11 protein-coding genes are annotated in these 18,704 nt (G+C 58.6%); 3 read left to right on the forward strand and 8 right to left on the reverse strand.

Annotation, left to right across the window (positions count from 1 at the left end):
• The first annotated feature begins 366 nt into the window (after positions 1–366).
• Complete coding sequence (gene gntT / locus ACSVHP_RS13820; RefSeq protein ID WP_234675700.1) at positions 367–1,683, forward strand: gluconate transporter; 1,317 nt, start codon at positions 367–369, stop codon at positions 1,681–1,683.
• An 86-nt stretch (positions 1,684–1,769) separates the two neighbouring features.
• Here the strand turns inward: gntT and malQ are convergent, their stop codons facing one another.
• Complete coding sequence (gene malQ, locus ACSVHP_RS13825) at positions 1,770–3,851, reverse strand: 4-alpha-glucanotransferase (protein WP_447552188.1); 2,082 nt, start codon at positions 3,849–3,851, stop codon at positions 1,770–1,772.
• Between the two features lie 9 nt (positions 3,852–3,860).
• Positions 3,861–6,254 (reverse strand): maltodextrin phosphorylase, encoded by a 2,394-nt coding sequence (gene malP / locus ACSVHP_RS13830; RefSeq protein WP_417314387.1) that lies wholly within the window; start codon positions 6,252–6,254, stop codon positions 3,861–3,863.
• Between the two features lie 583 nt (positions 6,255–6,837).
• On the opposite strand from malP, the gene malT reads away from it, so the two are divergent.
• Complete coding sequence (gene malT / locus ACSVHP_RS13835; protein ID WP_417314385.1) at positions 6,838–9,543, forward strand: HTH-type transcriptional regulator MalT; 2,706 nt, start codon at positions 6,838–6,840, stop codon at positions 9,541–9,543.
• Positions 9,544–9,604: 61 nt separating this feature from the next.
• Here the strand turns inward: malT and ACSVHP_RS13840 are convergent, their stop codons facing one another.
• The 3 genes from ACSVHP_RS13840 to glpE are packed head-to-tail and all read right to left on the reverse strand — an operon-like array spanning position 9,605 to position 11,590.
• Complete coding sequence (locus ACSVHP_RS13840; protein WP_234675704.1) at positions 9,605–10,363, reverse strand: DeoR/GlpR family transcriptional regulator; 759 nt, start codon at positions 10,361–10,363, stop codon at positions 9,605–9,607.
• A 16-nt stretch (positions 10,364–10,379) separates the two neighbouring features.
• Positions 10,380–11,210: a rhomboid family intramembrane serine protease GlpG gene (gene glpG, locus ACSVHP_RS13845; protein WP_447552189.1), complete on the reverse strand. Its 831-nt coding sequence runs from the start codon at positions 11,208–11,210 to the stop codon at positions 10,380–10,382.
• A gap of 47 nt (positions 11,211–11,257) precedes the next feature.
• Positions 11,258–11,590 (reverse strand): thiosulfate sulfurtransferase GlpE, encoded by a 333-nt coding sequence (glpE, locus tag ACSVHP_RS13850; RefSeq protein WP_234675706.1) that lies wholly within the window; start codon positions 11,588–11,590, stop codon positions 11,258–11,260.
• Positions 11,591–11,840: 250 nt separating this feature from the next.
• On the opposite strand from glpE, the gene glpD reads away from it, so the two are divergent.
• On the forward strand, positions 11,841–13,349 hold the full coding sequence (gene glpD / locus ACSVHP_RS13855; protein WP_447552190.1) for a glycerol-3-phosphate dehydrogenase: 1,509 nt from the start codon (positions 11,841–11,843) through the stop codon (positions 13,347–13,349).
• 151 nt (positions 13,350–13,500) lie between these two features.
• On the opposite strand, the gene glgP is transcribed toward glpD, so the two are convergent.
• Genes glgP through glgC form a run of 3 tightly spaced genes read right to left on the reverse strand, consistent with a single transcriptional unit; the run spans position 13,501 to position 18,694 of the window.
• Positions 13,501–15,948 carry a glycogen phosphorylase gene (gene glgP, locus ACSVHP_RS13860; protein WP_447552191.1) on the reverse strand — a complete coding sequence of 816 codons (2,448 nt, stop codon included), beginning with the start codon at positions 15,946–15,948 and terminating at the stop codon, positions 13,501–13,503.
• A 17-nt stretch (positions 15,949–15,965) separates the two neighbouring features.
• Positions 15,966–17,399 (reverse strand): glycogen synthase GlgA, encoded by a 1,434-nt coding sequence (gene glgA / locus ACSVHP_RS13865; protein ID WP_417314381.1) that lies wholly within the window; start codon positions 17,397–17,399, stop codon positions 15,966–15,968.
• Positions 17,399–18,694, reverse strand: coding sequence for a glucose-1-phosphate adenylyltransferase (gene glgC, locus ACSVHP_RS13870; protein WP_234675710.1), 1,296 nt, complete (start codon positions 18,692–18,694; stop codon positions 17,399–17,401). Before glgC ends, glgA begins: the two co-directional genes overlap by 1 nt.
• Positions 18,695–18,704: the final 10 nt, after the last annotated feature.

An 18,704-nucleotide genomic window follows, 5' to 3' on the forward strand; every position in this document is an offset into this window, starting at 1 on the left:
CAAATATCGTACCCGTCTGTTTTGCCCGGTGGCGCTGACGCTTACCGGGCCTACAAACGTCGCTTAGCATCGTAGGCCGGGTAAGGCGAAGCCGCCACCCGGCTTTTGTTTGTCCGCTCCTCCCCCTCCCCATATGTTGACCTGTGTCTCATAATTTAAATTTTGCCATCCTGGGTGATTCTCAATCGCTCTATGTTACCCGTATCATTCGCGTGGGCACTAAGCACCCTCATAACAGCCGACTAAACTAAACAGTTTCACAGGCATCAGTATTAGTGCCGTTACCACTCTGTTCCCAGTTGGGACAAACGGAACCTGTCGTTGAAACAATGACGTTACCCATAACAATTAAAGGCCAGGTAAATCATGCCATTAGTCATCGTAGCTATCGGTGTAGTCTTATTACTGCTGTTGATGATCCGTTTCAAAATGAACGGATTTATCGCTCTGGTTCTGGTGGCGCTTGCAGTCGGTTTGATGCAAGGGATGCCGCTGGTAAAAGTTATCAGCTCCATTAAAGCCGGGGTTGGCGGCACGCTCGGCAGCCTGGCGCTGATCATGGGCTTCGGCGCCATGCTCGGTAAAATGCTGGCAGACTGCGGCGGCGCGCAGCGTATCGCGACCACGCTGATTGCAAAGTTCGGCAAGAAACACATCCAGTGGGCCGTGGTGTTAACCGGCTTCACCGTGGGCTTCGCGCTGTTCTATGAAGTGGGCTTCGTGCTGATGCTGCCGCTGGTGTTCACCATCGCTGCGGCGGCCAATATCCCGCTGCTGTACGTCGGTGTGCCAATGGCGGCGGCGCTGTCCGTTACCCACGGCTTCCTGCCTCCGCACCCGGGTCCAACCGCTATCGCGACCATCTTCCACGCCGACATGGGTAAAACCCTGCTGTTCGGTACGATTCTGGCGATCCCAACCGTTATCCTCGCCGGTCCGGTCTTTGCCCGCACGCTGAAGGGTATCGATAAGCCCATCCCGGAAGGTCTGTACAACGCGAAAACCTTCACCGAAGAAGAGATGCCTGGCTTTGGCGTCAGCGTCTGGACCTCTCTGGTGCCGGTCGTGCTGATGGCAATGCGCGCGATTGCGGAGATGATCCTGCCAAAAGGTCACCCGTTCCTCTCCGTGGCGGAGTTCCTCGGCGACCCGGTCATGGCGACCCTGATTGCGGTGCTGATTGCGATGTTTACCTTCGGTCTGAACCGCGGTCGTTCTATGGATCAGATTAACGACACGCTGACCTCGTCCATCAAAATCATCGCGATGATGCTGCTGATTATCGGCGGCGGCGGTGCGTTCAAGCAGGTTCTGGTCGACAGCGGCGTGGACAAATACATCGCGTCCATGATGCATGAAACCAACCTGTCTCCGATCTTCATGGCGTGGTCTATCGCGGCGGTACTGCGTATCGCGCTCGGCTCTGCCACCGTGGCGGCGATTACGGCGGGCGGGATTGTTGCCCCGCTGATTGCGACCACCGGCGTTAGCCCTGAGCTGATGGTGATCGCGGTCGGTTCCGGTAGCGTGATTTTCTCTCACGTTAACGATCCGGGCTTCTGGCTGTTCAAGGAGTACTTCAACCTGACGATTGGTGAAACCATCAAGTCCTGGTCAATGCTGGAAACCATTATTTCCGTGTGCGGCCTGGTCGGGTGTCTGCTGCTGAATATGGCGCTTTAACCCCTCACCCCAACCCCTCTCCCCATAGGGGCGAGGGGCTCGATCGGTTCCCTCTCCCCCCGGGAGAGGGTTAGGGTGAGGGAAAATTACCGCTTCTTACTCACTGCCCGCCTGCGTTTATCCAAATCCTTGATCAGCCTGTTCACCCCGTCGTCGGCAAACATCTTCTCAATGGTGGTGGATAACTTACGCCGCCAGTTCTTGTACTGGTAGCTGGTCCCCGGAATGTTCACCGGGTCAGTCATGTCCAGCCAGTCTTCCGGCTGAAGCCCCAGCAGCGCGCTGTTGCTGTCGGCGATATAGCGCTGCAAACCCCGGTTCAGGGCAGGCGTCATCTTCATCAACGAGGCCTTATGCCCGGTGCGTTTTGGCAGGCAGCCGTGCTTGTGCAGCGCGTCGAGCAGCCCCTGCTTCGACAGCTCGCGATCCTGATACAGCCCGCGCAACACCTCTTCGTCCGGATACAGGCCGAGGGTTTTGCCGAGGGTCAGGTCGCCGCTTTCCCAGTAGCCGCGCAGCACAGGAAGATCATGCGTCGTCGCGACAGCCATTGATTGTTCCGGATACGCCTGCGGCGCGCGGAAGGTCTTCTCGTGGTCGTTTTCAAAATAGAGCACTTTGTAGGAGTAAACGCCGCTGTCGCGCAGTTTGCTAACGATCTCAACCGGTACGGTCCCCAGATCTTCGCCAATCACCATACACTGATGACGCTTACTCTCCAGGGCCAGAATCGACAGCAGATCGTCCACCGGATACTGCACGTAGGCGCCGTGGTCGGCGGTTTCGCCGTACGGGATCCACCACAGACGCAGCACCGACATCACGTGGTCGATACGCAGCGCGCCGCAGTTCTGCATGTTGGCGCGCAGCAGGTCGATAAACGGCTCGTAGGCGCGGGCGGCCATGACGTGCGGATCCATCGGCGGCAGCCCCCAGTTCTGGCCGAGCGGGCCAAGAATATCCGGTGGCGCCCCGACGGAGGCTTTCAGGCAGTACAGCTCGCGGTCGCACCAGGTTTCCGCGCCCCCTTCCGCCACGCCCACCGCCAGATCGCGGTACAGGCCAATCGGCATCTTATAGCCCTGGCTCACCTGCCAGCAGGCGGCGAACTGGCTGTACGCCAGCCACTGAAGCCACAGGTAGAACTCCACCTCATCGGCGTATTCTTCGCAGAAGGCTTTCACCTCCGGCGTGTCGACGCGCTGGTACGCTTCCGGCCATACCGGCCAGCCCCAGCGCAGCTCATCCTCTTTCACCTGATACGCATGAAGCGCATCAAACGCCGCCTGCCAGTAAAGGCTCTCGCCCTCCTGCAAAATAAACTGGCGGAACGCCGACATCTGCTCGTCGTCGCGTTGAGAGAACCCTTTCCACGCCAGGCGCAGCGCGGCCATTTTCAGGGAGGTCACCGTCGAGTAGTCCACCCAGTCGGCGTCGCGCGCGTGCTTAAGCATCTGCTGCGTGGTATCGAGCTTCCACCACGCCTGCGCCTCTTTGCTGTTTTTGAAATCGTCCAGCGCGTTAACGTCGATATAAATCACGTTCAGCCAGCGGCGGGACGACGGGCTGTACGGGCTGGCGCTCTCCGGGTTCGCCGGATAGAGCGCGTGGATCGGGTTGAGGCCGATAAACGCGCCGCCGCGCTCGCCCACGTCGGCCAGCATCTTTTTCAGATCGCCGAAATCGCCAATGCCCCAGTTGCTGTCGGAGCGCAGGGTATAAAGCTGCACGCACGCGCCCCACAGCTTTTTACCGTCGAGCAGCGCCTGCGGCTCGTAGCAGCGCTTCGGCGCGACGATCAGGCGGCAGTGAAAACGCCTGTCGTCCTGGGTCAGGGTTAAGGTGTGGTATCCCTCCGGCAGCTTTGCCGGAAGGTTCAGGGTTTTACCGCCGGTGGCGTGGCCTTTGTGCTGCTGCCCCTCTTCGGTGGTGAGCAGCCAGCTAAACTCGCCGCGTCCCTCTACCGCCAGCGGCATCTTCTTGCCGGCGGTGAAGACCTTTACGGGTGGCACCGGCGCTGCCGACGCTTTCGCGTCGGCTTTGTGCATGGCGTCCAGCAAACGTCTTTTGGTGTCAGCGCCAATTGACTGTGGTTTGCCGTGAGCATTGATATAACTGAGGCCGATCCCCGCCGCCTGCGCGGCACTGTCCAGACGTTTGCTATCCATTGCGCTTCCTTAGCGTTTTGCCTGCCAGATACGAGCCTGATAATCACGGATTGAGCGGTCGGAGCTGAACATGCCGCAGCGGGCAGTGTTCAGAATGCACGCGCGGGTCCAGGCGTCCTGGTCGCGGTAGAGCACGTCCACCTGCTTCTGCGCCTCAACGTAGGCCGCGAAGTCCGCCATCACCAGGTATGGGTCGCCGCCCTGCTTGCCGAGGCTTTGCAGCATCTGGTCAAAGGTGTGCTTATCGCCGTCGCTGTATTTGCCGCTTTCCAGCTCCTTCAGCACCGCATCAAGCACTTTGTCTTTCTTACGCCATTTCACCGGATCGTAGCCTTTGGCCTTGATGGCTTTTACCTGCTCAACGGTGTTACCGAAGATAAAGATGTTCTCCTCTCCGACCTTCTCGGCGATTTCGACGTTCGCGCCGTCAAGGGTTCCCACGGTCAGCGCGCCGTTCAGGGCCAGCTTCATGTTGCCGGTGCCGGAGGCCTCTTTACCTGCGGTAGAGATCTGCTCGGAGATATCCGCCGCCGGGATCAGCATTTCCGCCGCCGATACGCAGTAATCGGGCAGGAACACCACCTTCAGCTTGTCGCCCACTTTCGGGTCGTTGTTGATCGCTTCCGCCACTTTGTTGATGGCCAGAATGATATTCTTCGCCAGGTAGTAGCCCGGCGCGGCTTTCGCCCCGAACAGGAACACGCGCGGCACGCGGTCGGCCTGCGGGTTCTCGCGGATCTCTTTGTAGAGCGCAAGAATGTGCAGCAGGTTCAGGTGCTGACGCTTGTACTCGTGCAGGCGCTTAATCTGAATATCGAAGATGGCGTTCGGGTTGATCTCAATGCCGGTACGCACCTTCACGAACTCCGCCAGACGCACCTTGTTCTGAAGCTTGATCGCGCGGTACTGCTCGCGGAATTTGGCGTTGTCGGCCTGTTTTTCCAGGTTGATGAGCTGGTCCAGATCGTTGGCCCACTCTTTCTTCAGGGTCTTGTCGAGCAGGGCCGCCAGCAGCGGGTTGCACTGCTTGATCCAGCGGCGCGGCGTGATGCCGTTGGTCACGTTATGGAATTTGGTTGGCCACAGGTGGTGGTATTCCGGGAACAGATCTTTGACCACCAGATCCGAGTGCAGCGCCGCCACACCGTTGACCGCAAAGCCGCTCACCACGCACATGTTCGCCATGCGCACCTGTTTGTCGTGAACCACCGCCAGCTTCGCCCAGACCGCGTCGTCGCCCGGCCAGGTTTTCTCCACCAGAATTTTAAACTGGTCGTTGATTTTATTGATGATCTGCATGTGGCGCGGCAGCAGGGTTTTCACCAGCTTCTCGTCCCAGCACTCCAGCGCCTCCGGCATCAGGGTGTGGTTGGTGTAGGCGAAGGTGCGGCTGGTGATGGCCCAGGCGTCGTCCCAGCTCAGCTGATGTTCATCAATCAGCACGCGCAGCAGTTCCGGGATAGCAATCGTCGGGTGGGTGTCGTTCAGCTGGATAACTTCGAAGTCCGGCAGCTGCGCCAGCTTGCGGCCTTCCAGGTGATGACGGCGCAGGATATCCGCCACTGAGCAGGCGCACTGGAAGTACTGCTGCATCAGGCGCAGCTTTTTGCCCGCCAGATGGTTGTCGTTCGGGTAGAGCACTTTGGTCAGCTTTTCGGCGTCGATGCCCTGCTGCTCGGCGCGCAGGAAATCGCCGTCGTTGAATTTGGTCAGGTTGAACGGATGCGCGTGCTTCGCCTGCCACAGGCGCAGCGGCTGCGCCACGCTGTTGCGGTAGCCGAGCACCGGCAGATCCCAGGCTTCACCGGTAATGGTGAACGCCGGCTCCCACAGCCCCTGTCGGGTCACTTTACCGCCAATCCCCACCTGCACATCGAGCTGCGCGTTGTGGCGGAACCACGGGTAGGTATTGCGGTGCCAGTCGTCCGGCGCTTCCGTCTGATGCCCGTCCACGAAGGACTGGCGGAACAGGCCGTACTGGTAGTTCAGGCCATAGCCCGTCGCCGACTGCCCGACGGTCGCCATTGAATCCAGGAAACAGGCTGCCAGACGACCCAGGCCGCCGTTGCCCAGCGCCGGGTCAATCTCTTCTTCCAGCAGATCGGTCAGGTTGATGTCATGCTCTTTCAGCACATCGCCCACGTCCTGATACCAGCCGAGGTTCAGCAGGTTGTTGCCGGTCAGGCGACCAATCAGGAACTCCATTGAAATGTAGTTAACGTGACGCTGGCCTTTCACGGGCTTCGCCACCGGTTGAGCGTCCAGCTGCTCTGCGAGCGCACCGCTCACGGCCTGCCACCACTGGTGAGGCGTCATGTCGTTTGCAGCATGTAAACCAAAACGCTGCCACTGACGCGTCAGGGCAGCCTGAAATTGAGCTTTGTTGAAAGTAGGCTGTGACATAGGGAATCGGCATCCTGTTGAAAGAAAAAACACGTTGGCGCTAGTGTGCCTGGCTCATTTCTCCTCTTCCTCCTCCTGTCGGGGATTAGACAGGGAGGAGTAGCGGGGATGAGCGTAAAAGTGTGATCGAGGCCACTTAGTGAGCATAGTTTGCCTGTGACCCTAATGGGTAAAGATAGCCCATCAGAAGGGTAAAAAATGAAAAGCAGTTTCGAGGGAAATTGATCCGCGTGGAAATGATTACTTACGTTGAATAATATTTTCAGAAATGAGGTTTGTCTCAGGTGACTATTAAACCCGGTCAACTTTACCGAAACTTAATTAACTTTGACGTCATTATACCTTTCTGAAACCAGTTACAATTTAAGCGCACTAAATGCATACAATCCAGCATCCACGCGGGATGTGGGCCATTTCAGAAAGTTCCAGCACCTATAAGAATATTTTGTGACACAGTGCAAATTCAGAGGCACAAAAATTAGACATAACTTGCAATAACTTCCTTTCTGGCCGACCTTATATCCATTAATTACGAAGCGCAAAAAAAATAAATTCTCTCGTTCCCCACAGTGAAGTGAAAACTATGTTGATTCCGTCCAAATTAAGTCGCCCGGTTCGCCTTGACCACACGGTGGTGCGCGAGCGTCTGCTGGCTAAACTTTCCGGCGCGCATAATTTCCGACTGGCGCTGGTGACGAGCCCTGCGGGTTATGGAAAAACAACGCTCATTTCGCAATGGGCCGCAGGGAAAAGCGATCTTGGCTGGTACTCTCTGGATGAGGGTGATAACCAGCAGGAGCGTTTCGCCAGCTATCTGATTGCCGCTATTCAGCAGGCCACCAACGGCCACTGCGTGACCAGCGAAGTGATGGTGCAAAAACGCCAGTATGCGAGCCTCTCTTCGCTTTTTTCACAGCTCTTTATCGAACTCGCCGAATGGCATCGCCCGCTCTACGTGGTGATTGATGATTACCATCTGATCACTAACCCGGTGATTCATGAGTCGATGCGTTTCTTCCTGCGCCATCAGCCGGAGAATCTCACCCTGGTGGTGCTGTCGCGCAACCTGCCGCAGCTCGGTATTGCGAACCTGCGCGTGCGCGACCAGCTTCTGGAAGTGGGCAGCCAGCAGCTCGCCTTTACCCATCAGGAAGCCAAGCAGTTCTTCGACTGCCGCCTGACGTCGCCGATTGAGGCCGCCGAGAGCAGCCGCCTGTGCGACGACGTGGCCGGATGGGCGACCGCGCTCCAGCTGATTGCCCTCTCCGCTCGCCAGAATAACAGCCCGACGCACCAGTCCGCGCGTCGACTGTCCGGGATCAACGCCAGCCACCTGTCCGACTATCTGGTGGACGAAGTGCTCGACAGCGTTGACCTCTCCACCCGCCATTTCCTGCTGAAAAGCTCCCTGCTGCGCTCGATGAACGACGCGCTGATTGTCCGCGTGACCGGCATTGAGAACGGCCAGCTTCAGCTTGAAGAGATTGAACGTCAGGGCCTGTTCCTGACGCGCATGGACGATCCCGGCGAGTGGTTTAGCTATCACCCGCTGTTTGGCAGCTTCCTGCGCCAGCGCTGCCAGTGGGAGCTGGCCGTTGAGCTGCCGGACATCCACCGCGCCGCCGCAGAAAGCTGGATGGCGCAAGGGTTCCCGAGCGAGGCCATTCACCACGCGCTCGCCGCGGGTGACGCCAATATGCTGCGCGACATCCTGCTTAACCACGCGTGGGGATTGTTTAACCACAGCGAGCTGACCCTGCTGGAAGAGTCTCTAAAAGCGCTGCCGTGGGAAAGCCTGCTGGAGAACCCGCGCCTGGTGCTGCTTCAGGCCTGGCTGATGCAGAGCCAGCACCGCTACAGCGAAGTGAACACCCTGCTGGCGCGCGCCGAGCAGGAGATGGAAAGCGAAATGGATCCGACCCTGCACGGCGAGTTTAACGCCCTGCGCGCGCAGGTGGCGATTAACGATGGCGATCCGGAAGAGGCTGAACGGCTGGCGATGGTGGCGCTCGACGAGCTGCCGCTGGCGAACTTCTACAGCCGCATCGTGGCGACCTCGGTACACGGTGAGGTGCTGCACTGCAAAGGCGATCTCACCCGCTCCCTGGCGCTGATGCAGCAGACGGAACAGATGGCCCGCCGCCACGACGTCTGGCACTACGCGCTCTGGAGCCTGATCCAGCAGAGCGAGATTTTGTTTGCCCAGGGCTTCCTGCAAGCCGCCTGGGAGAACCAGGAGAAGGCGTTCCAGCTGGTTCGCGATCAGCATCTGGAACAGCTGCCGATGCACGAGTTCCTGCTGCGTATTCGCGCCCAGCTGCTGTGGGCGTGGTCGCGTCTGGACGAGGCCGAAAGCTCTGCCCGCCACGGCGTCGACGTGCTGTCGGGCTTCCAGCCGCAGCAGCAGTTGCAGTGTCTGGCGCTGCTGGTGCAGTGCTCGCTGGCGCGCGGCGATCTGGATAACGCCCGCAATCACCTTAACCGCCTGGAAAACCTGCTCGGCAACGGTCAGTACCACAGCGACTGGGTATCGAACGCCGATAAGGTGCGGGTGATTTACTGGCAGATGACCGGCGATAAAAAATCGGCCGCCAACTGGCTGCGCCACACGCCGAAACCGGAGTTTGCCAACAACCACTTCCTGCAAAGCCAGTGGCGCAACATCGCCCGCGTGCAGATCCTGCTCGGCGACTTTGAGCCTGCCGAGATCGTGCTGGAAGAGCTAAACGAAAACGCCCGCAGCCTGCGCCTGATGAGCGATTTAAACCGCAACCTGCTGCTGCAAAACCAGCTTTACTGGCAGGCGGGGCGTAAAAACGACGCCCAGCGCGTACTGCTGGAAGCGTTACAGCTCGCCAACCGCACCGGGTTTATCAGCCATTTTGTGATTGAAGGCGAAGTGATGGCCCAGCAGCTGCGCCAGCTTATTCAGCTCAACACGCTGCCGGAGCTGGATCAGCACCGCGCCCAGCGCATCCTGCGCGAGATTAACCAGCATCATCGCCACAAGTTTGCGCACTTTGACGAGAACTTCGTGGAGCGTCTGCTGAACCACCCGGAAGTGCCGGAACTTATCCGCACTAGCCCGCTCACCCAGCGCGAGTGGCAGGTTCTGGGGCTGATCTATTCAGGCTACAGCAACGAGCAGATTGCGGGAGAGCTGGCGGTCGCGGCGACCACCATCAAAACGCATATTCGTAATTTGTATCAGAAGCTCGGCGTGGCGCACCGTCAGGACGCGGTGCAACATGCGCAGCAGCTGTTGAAGATGATGGGGTATGGAGTGTAATTTTTGTGCGGCCTGATGCCCTCACCCCGGCCCTCTCCCACAGGGAGAGGGAGAACGGCTTTTAGCACAGCTCTAACTGCACATTATTTTCTTTAATTACCTGCAACACCCCCGCTGGCGGCATCACGTCGGTATAGACCGCATTCACCAGGCTGATGCTGCCCATGTTCACCATCGCGTTACGACCAAACTTGGAGTGATCCACCACCAGCATCACGTGGCGTGAGTTTTCGATAATCGCGCGCTTGGTGCGCACTTCGTGGTAGTCAAACTCCAGCAGCGAGCCGTCGCTGTCGATGCCGCTGATCCCGAGAATGCCGAAATCGAGGCGGAACTGAGAGATAAAATCGAGGGTCGCTTCGCCGATAATCCCGCCGTCGCGGCTGCGCAGCTCGCCACCGGCCAGGATGATGCGGAAGTCGTCTTTCTGCATCAGGGTATTCGCAACGTTCAGGTTGTTGGTCACCACGCGCAGGTTTTCGTGCTCAAGCAGCGCGTGGGCCACCGCCTCCGGCGTGGTGCCGATATCAATAAACAGCGTCGCGCCGTTCGGGATCTGGCTCGCCACCTTGCGGGCGATGCGTTCTTTTTCTTCCGTTTGCGTCGCCTTACGGTCGTGCCACGGGGTGTTGACCGAGCTGGACGGCAGCGCCGCGCCGCCGTGGTGGCGCAAAATACGGTTCTGATCCGCGAGATCGTTCAGATCGCGGCGAATGGTCTGCGGGCTGACGGCAAACTGCTCGACCAGCTCTTCGGTGCTGACGTATCCCTGTTTTTTTACCAGTTCGATAATGGCGTCATGACGTTGTGTTTGTTTCATGAAATATCCCTGGGAATTATGTTCGTTTTCGCGCATGAAGCGTGTCGGCAAAGGCCATTGCCAGACCCACGGCCAGCCCGGTGACGTGCGCGCCGTTGGCGATGGACATACCAAACAGATCAAACCATCCGGCAATTAGCCATATTAACGCAAAGGTTATTAAACCACGTTGCAGATAGATGCCGCTTTGCGGGTCGCGCTCGCCGCGCAGCCAGACATAGCCCATCAGGGCATAGACCACGCCCGACAGCCCGCCAAACCACGGGCCGCTAAATTTATGCTGCACGTAGCCGCTGAGCAGGGCGCTGATGATGGTGATCACCAGCAGCTTTCCGGTGCCCAGGCGTTTCTCCACCGCGCCGCCGAGATACCACCACCACAGCAGGTTAAAGAGGATATGCATCACCGAGAAGTGCATCAGCGCGTGGGTGAAGTAACGCCAGACGTCAAACTGCACGGACGGATCGTAAGGCCAAGCAAGGGCAATCATCACCTGCTGATCGCCCACCACGTTCATGATGATAAAGACGACAACACACGCCGCCGCCATCAGCAGGGTCAGCGGCCCCGCGCGCTCGCGCAGGGTGGCAAGAAACGGAAAGCGGCTGTAGCGCAGCCCGCTGTTCGTCTGACCGGAATGCCAGCTTGCGGCCAGGTAACGCGGGTCGCCGGGATTTTCAAGAAAACGCGCCAGTTCGGCATTTACGCGCGCGGCCTGGCTTTCGTCTGCCAGCCAGACGTCGGTTTGCGTATGTTGCTGAATCGTCAGGATAACGCCCTGCGTCGCCATGTAATCGACAAACGCCTGGGCAACGCGCGGATTGGTAAAAGAGGTAATCATCAACATGGGCGGCAGTCGCTTATTTCCACACAAAAGGGGACAGTATAGCGGTATCAGCGCTCAAACGCGTATTCAACTTCTGCCGGGAAATGACGGTGCCAGGCATCAAAGCCGCCGTCCACGCTGTAAACCGCATCGTAGCCCTGCTGGAGCAGGTACTGCGCAGCGCCTTTGCTGCTGTTGCCGTGATAGCACATCACCATCACCGGGGTTTCAAAGTCGTTATCGCGCATAAACGCGCCCAGGGTGTCGTTGGTCAGGTGAAACGCGCCCGGCGTATGGCCCATCGCGAAACTTTGCGGATCGCGGATATCCACCAGCACTGCCGTTCCTTTGTGCATTTTCTGGTGCGCTTCTTCAACGTTAATACATTCAAACTGTTCCATGGAGATCTCTTTCTGTTATTCAGGTTGGGTGCGCTCTGATGCCCTCACCCCAGCCCTCTCCCACAGGGAGAGGGAGAAAAGTAAGTCGCACAATGTTACCCCGTAGTGTACGTCCTGGCGGCGGGGAAACGCCATTATGTTATCCATATCACTCTAAATTGTTTTTTTGATGTTACCAAAAGCGCGTTCCTTTGCTATTATGAGCGATATCGAACATTTCTGAGCTTTAACGAAAGTGCGTGAGGGTGATATGGAAACCAAAGATCTGATTGTGATAGGCGGTGGCATCAACGGTGCCGGTATTGCGGTCGATGCCGCAGGACGCGGTTTGTCCGTGCTGATGCTGGAAGCTAACGACCTCGCCTGCGCGACGTCGTCCGCCAGTTCCAAGCTGATCCACGGTGGCCTGCGCTATCTGGAACACTACGAATTCCGTCTGGTGAGCGAAGCGCTGGCCGAACGCGAGGTGCTGCTGAAAATGGCGCCTCATCTGGCTATTCCAATGCGCTTTCGCCTGCCACACCGCCCGCACCTGCGCCCGGCGTGGATGATCCGCATTGGTCTGTTTATGTACGATCACCTGGGTAAACGCACCAGCCTGCCGGGTTCGACCGGGTTGCGTTTTGGCTCAGAATCGGTGCTTAAGCCTGAAATCGTGCGCGGATTCGAATATTCCGACTGCTGGGTGGACGATGCCCGTCTGGTGCTGGCGAACGCGCAGATGGTGGTGAAAAAAGGCGGCGAGGTGAAAACCCGCACCCGCGCCACCTCTGCCCGTCGTGAAAACGGCCTGTGGATCGTGGAAGCGGAAGATATCGACACCGGCGAAACGTTCAGCTGGAAAGCGCGCGGTCTGGTGAACGCCACCGGCCCGTGGGTGAAACAGTTCTTCGACGACGGGATGCACCTGCCTTCTCCGTACGGTATCCGCCTGATCAAGGGCAGCCATATCGTGGTGCCGCGTGTCCATACCCAGAAGCAGGCCTACATTCTGCAAAACGAAGATAAGCGCATCGTGTTTGTGATCCCGTGGATGGACGAGTTTTCCATCATCGGCACCACCGACGTGGAGTACAAAGGCGATCCGAAGCACGTCGATATCGAAGAGAGCGAGGTGAACTACCTGCTCAAAGTGTACAACGCGCACTTCAAGAAACAGCTGACGCGCGATGACGTGGTCTGGACTTACTCCGGCGTGCGTCCGCTGTGCGATGACGAGTCCGATTCACCGCAGGCGATCACCCGTGATTACACCCTCGACATCCACGACGTAGACGGTCAGGCGCCGCTGCTGTCGGTGTTTGGCGGCAAGCTCACCACCTACCGCAAGCTCGCCGAGCACGCGCTGGAAAAACTGACACCGTACTATAAAGGCATCGGCCAGGCGTGGACGAAGGACGCGGTGCTGCCGGGTGGCGATATCGAAGGCAACCGCGACGACTTTGCAGCGAAGCTGCGCCGTCGTTATCCGTTTATTACCGAATCCATGGCCCGACACTATGCCCGGACCTACGGCAGCAATACCGAGTGGATTTTAGGCGAGGCGAAATCCCTTGCCGATCTCGGGGAGAACTTCGGTCACGAGCTGTACGAAGCCGAACTGCGTTATCTGGTGGAGCACGAGTGGGTGCGCCGTCTGGACGATGCTATCTGGCGTCGTACCAAAGAGGGGATGTGGCTCAACGCTGAGCAGCAGTCTCGCGTGGCGCAGTGGCTGGCGCAGCATGCGGGAAAGGGTGAGCTGTCGCTGGCGTCGTGAGTGAAAAAAAGCCGGGTGGCGGCTCCGCCTTACCCGGCCTACTCGATCGGTGCGGGCTGGTGCCCCCTCACCCTAACCCTCTCCCCGGAGGGGAGAGGGGACTTTAACACCCTCTCCCCTTCGGGGAGAGGGCTGGGGTGAGGGGTTGCTTTTACAACCGCACCGGATCGATATGCCAGATCGAATCGGCATACTCTTTGATGGTTCTGTCAGACGAGAAATAGCCCATATTGGCGATGTTATACATCGCGGCGCTGGTCCACTTCTCCTGCTGGCGGTACAGCTCGTCCACCCTGTCCTGACAATCCACGTAGCTGCGGTAGTCCGCCAGCACCTGATAGTGGTCGCCAAAGTTAATCAGCGAATCCACCAGGTCGCGATAGCGGCCCGGCTCCTCCGGGTTGAACAGGCCGGTGCCGATCTGCGTCAGCACCTGACGTAACTCTTCATCCTGCTCGTAGTACTCGCGCGGCTTGTAGCCCTCCTTGCGAAGCGCCTCCACCTCTTCGGTGGTGTTGCCGAAGATAAAGATATTATCCGCCCCCACGTGCTCAAGCATCTCGACGTTCGCGCCGTCCAGCGTGCCGATGGTCAGCGCGCCGTTAAGGGCAAACTTCATGTTGCTGGTGCCGGACGCTTCCGTCCCCGCCGTGGAAATCTGCTCGGAGAGATCCGCCGCCGGAATGATCAGCTGCGCCAGGCTCACGCTGTAGTTCGGGATAAACACCACCTTCAGCTTATCGCCGATATCCGGATCCTGGTTCACTACCTTCGCTACGTCGTTGATGAGATGAATGATGTGCTTCGCCATGTAATACGCGGACGCGGCTTTCCCGGCGAAGATCTTCACGCGCGGCACCCATTCAGCGGTCGGATCGGCCTTGATCCGGTTGTAGTGGGTGATGACGTGCAGCACGTTCATCAGCTGGCGTTTGTACTCGTGAATACGTTTGATCTGCACGTCGAACAGCGCTTTCGGGTTTGCCACCACGTTAAGGTGCATCGCCAGATAGACCGCCAGACGCTTTTTGTTCATCAGCTTGGCTTCACGCACGGCTTTGTTCACCGTCGGGAAATCAATGTGCTGCTCAAGCTCGGTAAGCTGGCTCAAATCGGTACGCCAGGTGCGCCCGATATGCTCATCCAGCACCTCAGAGAGCGGCGGGTTCGCCAGCGCCAGCCAGCGGCGCGGGGTGACGCCGTTGGTCACGTTGCAGAAGCGGGTCGGGAAGATTTTCGCAAAGTCGGCAAACAGGGACTGCACCATCAGGTTCGAGTGCAGCTCGGATACGCCGTTGACCTTGTGGCTGATCACCACCGCCAGCCAGGCCATGCGCACGCGGCGGCCGTTGGATTCGTCGATGATCGACGCGCGGCTCAGCAGGCCGGTGTCGTTCGGGTACTGCTCCTGAAGCGTCTTCAGGAAGTAGTCGTTAATCTCAAAGATGATCTGCAAATGGCGCGGCAGGATTTTGCCCATCATGTCCACCGGCCAGGTTTCCAGCGCTTCGCTCATCAACGTGTGGTTGGTGTAGGAGAAGACCTGGCAGGTCACCTCGAAGGCGTCGTCCCAGCTAAACTTGTGCTCGTCGATCAGCAGGCGCATCAGCTCGGGGATCGACAGCACCGGGTGGGTATCGTTCAGGTGGATAGCGGTTTTTTCGGCCAGGTTGCTGTAGGTTTTGTGCAGCTGATGGTGGCGGCTCAGGATGTCCTGAATGGTCGAGGAGACCAGGAAATACTCCTGACGCAGGCGCAGCTCGCGGCCCGAGTAGGTCGAGTCATCCGGATACAGCACGCGGGACACGTTCTCGGAGTGGTTTTTATCCTCCACCGCCGCGAAGTAGTCGCCCTGGTTGAATTTACCGAGGTTGATTTCGCTACTGGCCTGGGCGCTCCACAGGCGGAGCGTGTTGGTCGCATCGGTGTCGTAGCCGGGGATGATCTGGTCATAGGCCACGGCGAGGATCTCTTCGGTTTCGACCCAGCGGGATTTTTTGCCCTCCTGCTGAATGCGTCCGCCGAAGCGCACCTTATAGCGGGTGTTGTGGCGCTTGAACTCCCACGGATTACCGTACTCCAGCCAGTAGTCCGGGGACTCTTTCTGCCGCCCTTCCACGATGTTCTGCTTGAACATGCCGTAGTCGTAGCGAATGCCGTAGCCGCGTCCCGGCAGCGCCAGGGTCGCCAGCGAATCGAGGAAGCAGGCCGCCAGACGCCCCAGGCCGCCGTTGCCGAGGCCCGGGTCGTTCTCTTCGTCAATCAGCTCTTCTAAATCCAGCCCCATCTCTTCCAGCGCGTTTTTGACGTCTTCGTAAATGCCGAGCGACAGCAGCGCGTTGGACAGGGTGCGGCCAATCAAAAACTCCATCGACAGGTAATAGACCTGACGCGTTTCCTGCGACAGCTGGGCGCGGTTAGAGCGCAGCCAGCGTTCCACTAAACGGTCGCGCACCGCAAACAGGGTGGCGTTCAGCCACTCGTGCTTGTTGGCGATAACCGGATCTTTCCCGATGGTGAACATCAGCTTGTAGGCGATGGAGTGCTTTAACGCCTCGACGCTGAGTGTCGGTGAAGAGTAGCTAAAAGGTGCATTCATATCAGTGACTCGCCTCGTTACATCAAGCGTTGATAAAGGTCGCGGTATGACTGCGCCGCAACGTGCCAGCTAAAGTCCATGGCCATCGCCTGGCGTTGAACGTAACGCCACAAAGAAGGACGGGACCACAATACGAAAGCACGCCGAATCGCTCTTAACAGCGACCAGGCATTACTGTCTTCAAACGAGAATCCGCTGGCGATACCGTCCGCCAGATTTTCTAATGAGCTGTCCGATACCGTGTCCGCCAGCCCGCCCGTGCGGCGCACCAGCGGCAGGGTGCCGTATTTCAGGCCGTAAAGCTGAGTCAGACCGCACGGCTCAAAACGGCTCGGCACCAGGATCACGTCCGCCCCGCCCATGATGCGGTGCGAGAAGGCTTCGTGATAGCCGATTTGCACCCCAACCTGCCCCGGATGTTCGGCGGCGGCGGCGAGGAACCCTTCCTGCAAGACCGGATCGCCCGCGCCCAGCAGCGCCAGCTGCCCACCCTGCTCCAGCAGCCCCGGCAGGGCCTCCAGCACCAGATCCAGCCCTTTCTGGCTGGTCAGACGGCTGACCACGGCAAACAGCGGCACCTTGTCGTTAACCTTCAGCCCCATCGCGATTTGCAGCTGGCGTTTGTTTTCCGCTTTGTCTTCCACCGAATCACGGTTATAGCGGGAGGCCAGCAGCAGGTCGGTTTCCGGGTTCCAGATCTTCTCGTCAACGCCGTTGAGAATGCCCGACAGACGGCCCTCACGGTGGCGCTGTTGCAGCAACCCTTCCATGCCGTAGCCAAACTCCGGCTGGGTGATTTCGCGCGCGTAGGTCGGACTGACAGCCGTAATGTGATCGGCAAAGTACAGCCCCGCCTTCAGGAACGAGATCTGCCCGTTAAATTCCAGCCCGTGCATGTTGTAGAACGACCAGGGCAGATCGATATCGTTCATGTGATGGGCGTAGTACATGCCCTGATACGCCAGGTTGTGTACCGTAAAGACCGATTTCGCCGGGTGGCCGCGCACCGCAAGGTACGCTGGAGCCAGCCCCGCGTGCCAGTCGTGGGCGTGAACCACGTTTGGCCGCCAGAACGGATCCAGCCCGCAGGCCATCTCCGCCCCCACCCAGCCGAGCAGCGCAAAGCGGTACACGTTGTCCGGGTAGGCGAACAGGTTGGTGTCGTGGTAAGGGCTTCCCGGTCTGTCGTACAGATGCGGGGCATCAATCAGGTAGACGCCCACACCGTTGAAACGCCCAAACAATAACGTGATGCGTCCGGCGAACGTATCCCGGCGGGTCACGACCTGAGCGTCAGGAATGCCGCGCCGGATATCAGGAAAGGCGGGTAACAAGACCCGGGCATCTACGCCGCCTGCGATTTGCGCCGCGGGTAATGCGCCAAGAACATCCGCCAGACCGCCCGTCTTTAGTAACGGGAACATCTCTGAACACACATGTAAAACCTGCATTAGCGCTCCTGTTTGACCTGCAATTTCCGCAGCATTTCTCGTGTTACCAACACGATCCCTTCTTCCGAACGGTAAAAGCGGCGCGCATCCTCTTCCGCGTTTTCGCCAATCACCATGCCTTCAGGAATGACGCACGCGCGGTCGATGACGCAGCGGCGCAGACGGCACGAGCGTCCGACCCAGACATCCGGCAGTAGGACTGCCGAGTCGATATTACAGAATGAATTCACCCGCACGCGCGGGAACAGCACCGACTGCACCACCACCGACCCGGAGATAATGCACCCGCCGGAGACCAGCGAGTTCAGGGTCATGCCGTGGCTGCCGGAACGGTCCTGCACGAACTTCGCCGGCGGCAGCGATTCCATGTGGGTACGGATCGGCCAGTTCTGGTCGTACATATCCAGTTCAGGGGTCACGGAGGCCAGATCGAGGTTCGCCTTCCAGTAGGCTTCCAGCGTTCCGACGTCGCGCCAGTACGGCTCTGAATTCGGGTCAGACTGTACGCAGGACAACGGGAACGGATGTGCATAAGCCATGCCAGCCTGCGTGATTTTCGGGATGATGTCTTTGCCGAAGTCGTGGCTGGAGTTTTCGTCTTTGTCGTCTTCTTCCAGCAGCTCGTAAAGGTAATCGGCATCAAAGACATAGATCCCCATGCTGGCGAGAGACTTGGTGTCGTCCCCCGGCATGGTCGGCGGATTAGCCGGTTTTTCAACGAAATCGATGATCTTGTCGTCAGCGTCTACGTGCATCACGCCGAACGCCGTCGCCTCGGCAACGGGCACCGGCAGACACGCCACGGTGCAACGAGCCCCTTTTTCGACATGGTCGATCAGCATGTGGGAGTAGTCTTGCTTGTAGATATGGTCGCCCGCCAGAATCACGATGTATTCCGCGCCGTAGCGGCGAATGATGTCGAGGTTCTGCGTCACCGCATCGGCGGTGCCGCGATACCAGTTTTCACCGTGAACGCGCTGCTGGGCGGGCAGCAGGTCGACAAACTCGTTCATCTCTTCGCTGAAGAATGACCAGCCGCGCTGAATGTGCTGAACCAGCGTGTGCGACTGATACTGCGTAATGACGCCAATACGGCGAATGCCGGAGTTAAGGCAGTTGGACAGTGCAAAGTCGATAATACGGAACTTACCACCAAAGTGAACGGCCGGTTTGGCGCGCTTGATGGTCAAATCTTTCAGACGGGTACCGCGTCCACCTGCGAGGATGAGGGCAACCGTTTTTAATGGTAGCTGGCGGGCCAACATTAAGGGATCGTTTTTCTCTAACCTAACCATGACTAACTCC

The organism is Enterobacter sp. 186315, assembly GCF_053290175.1.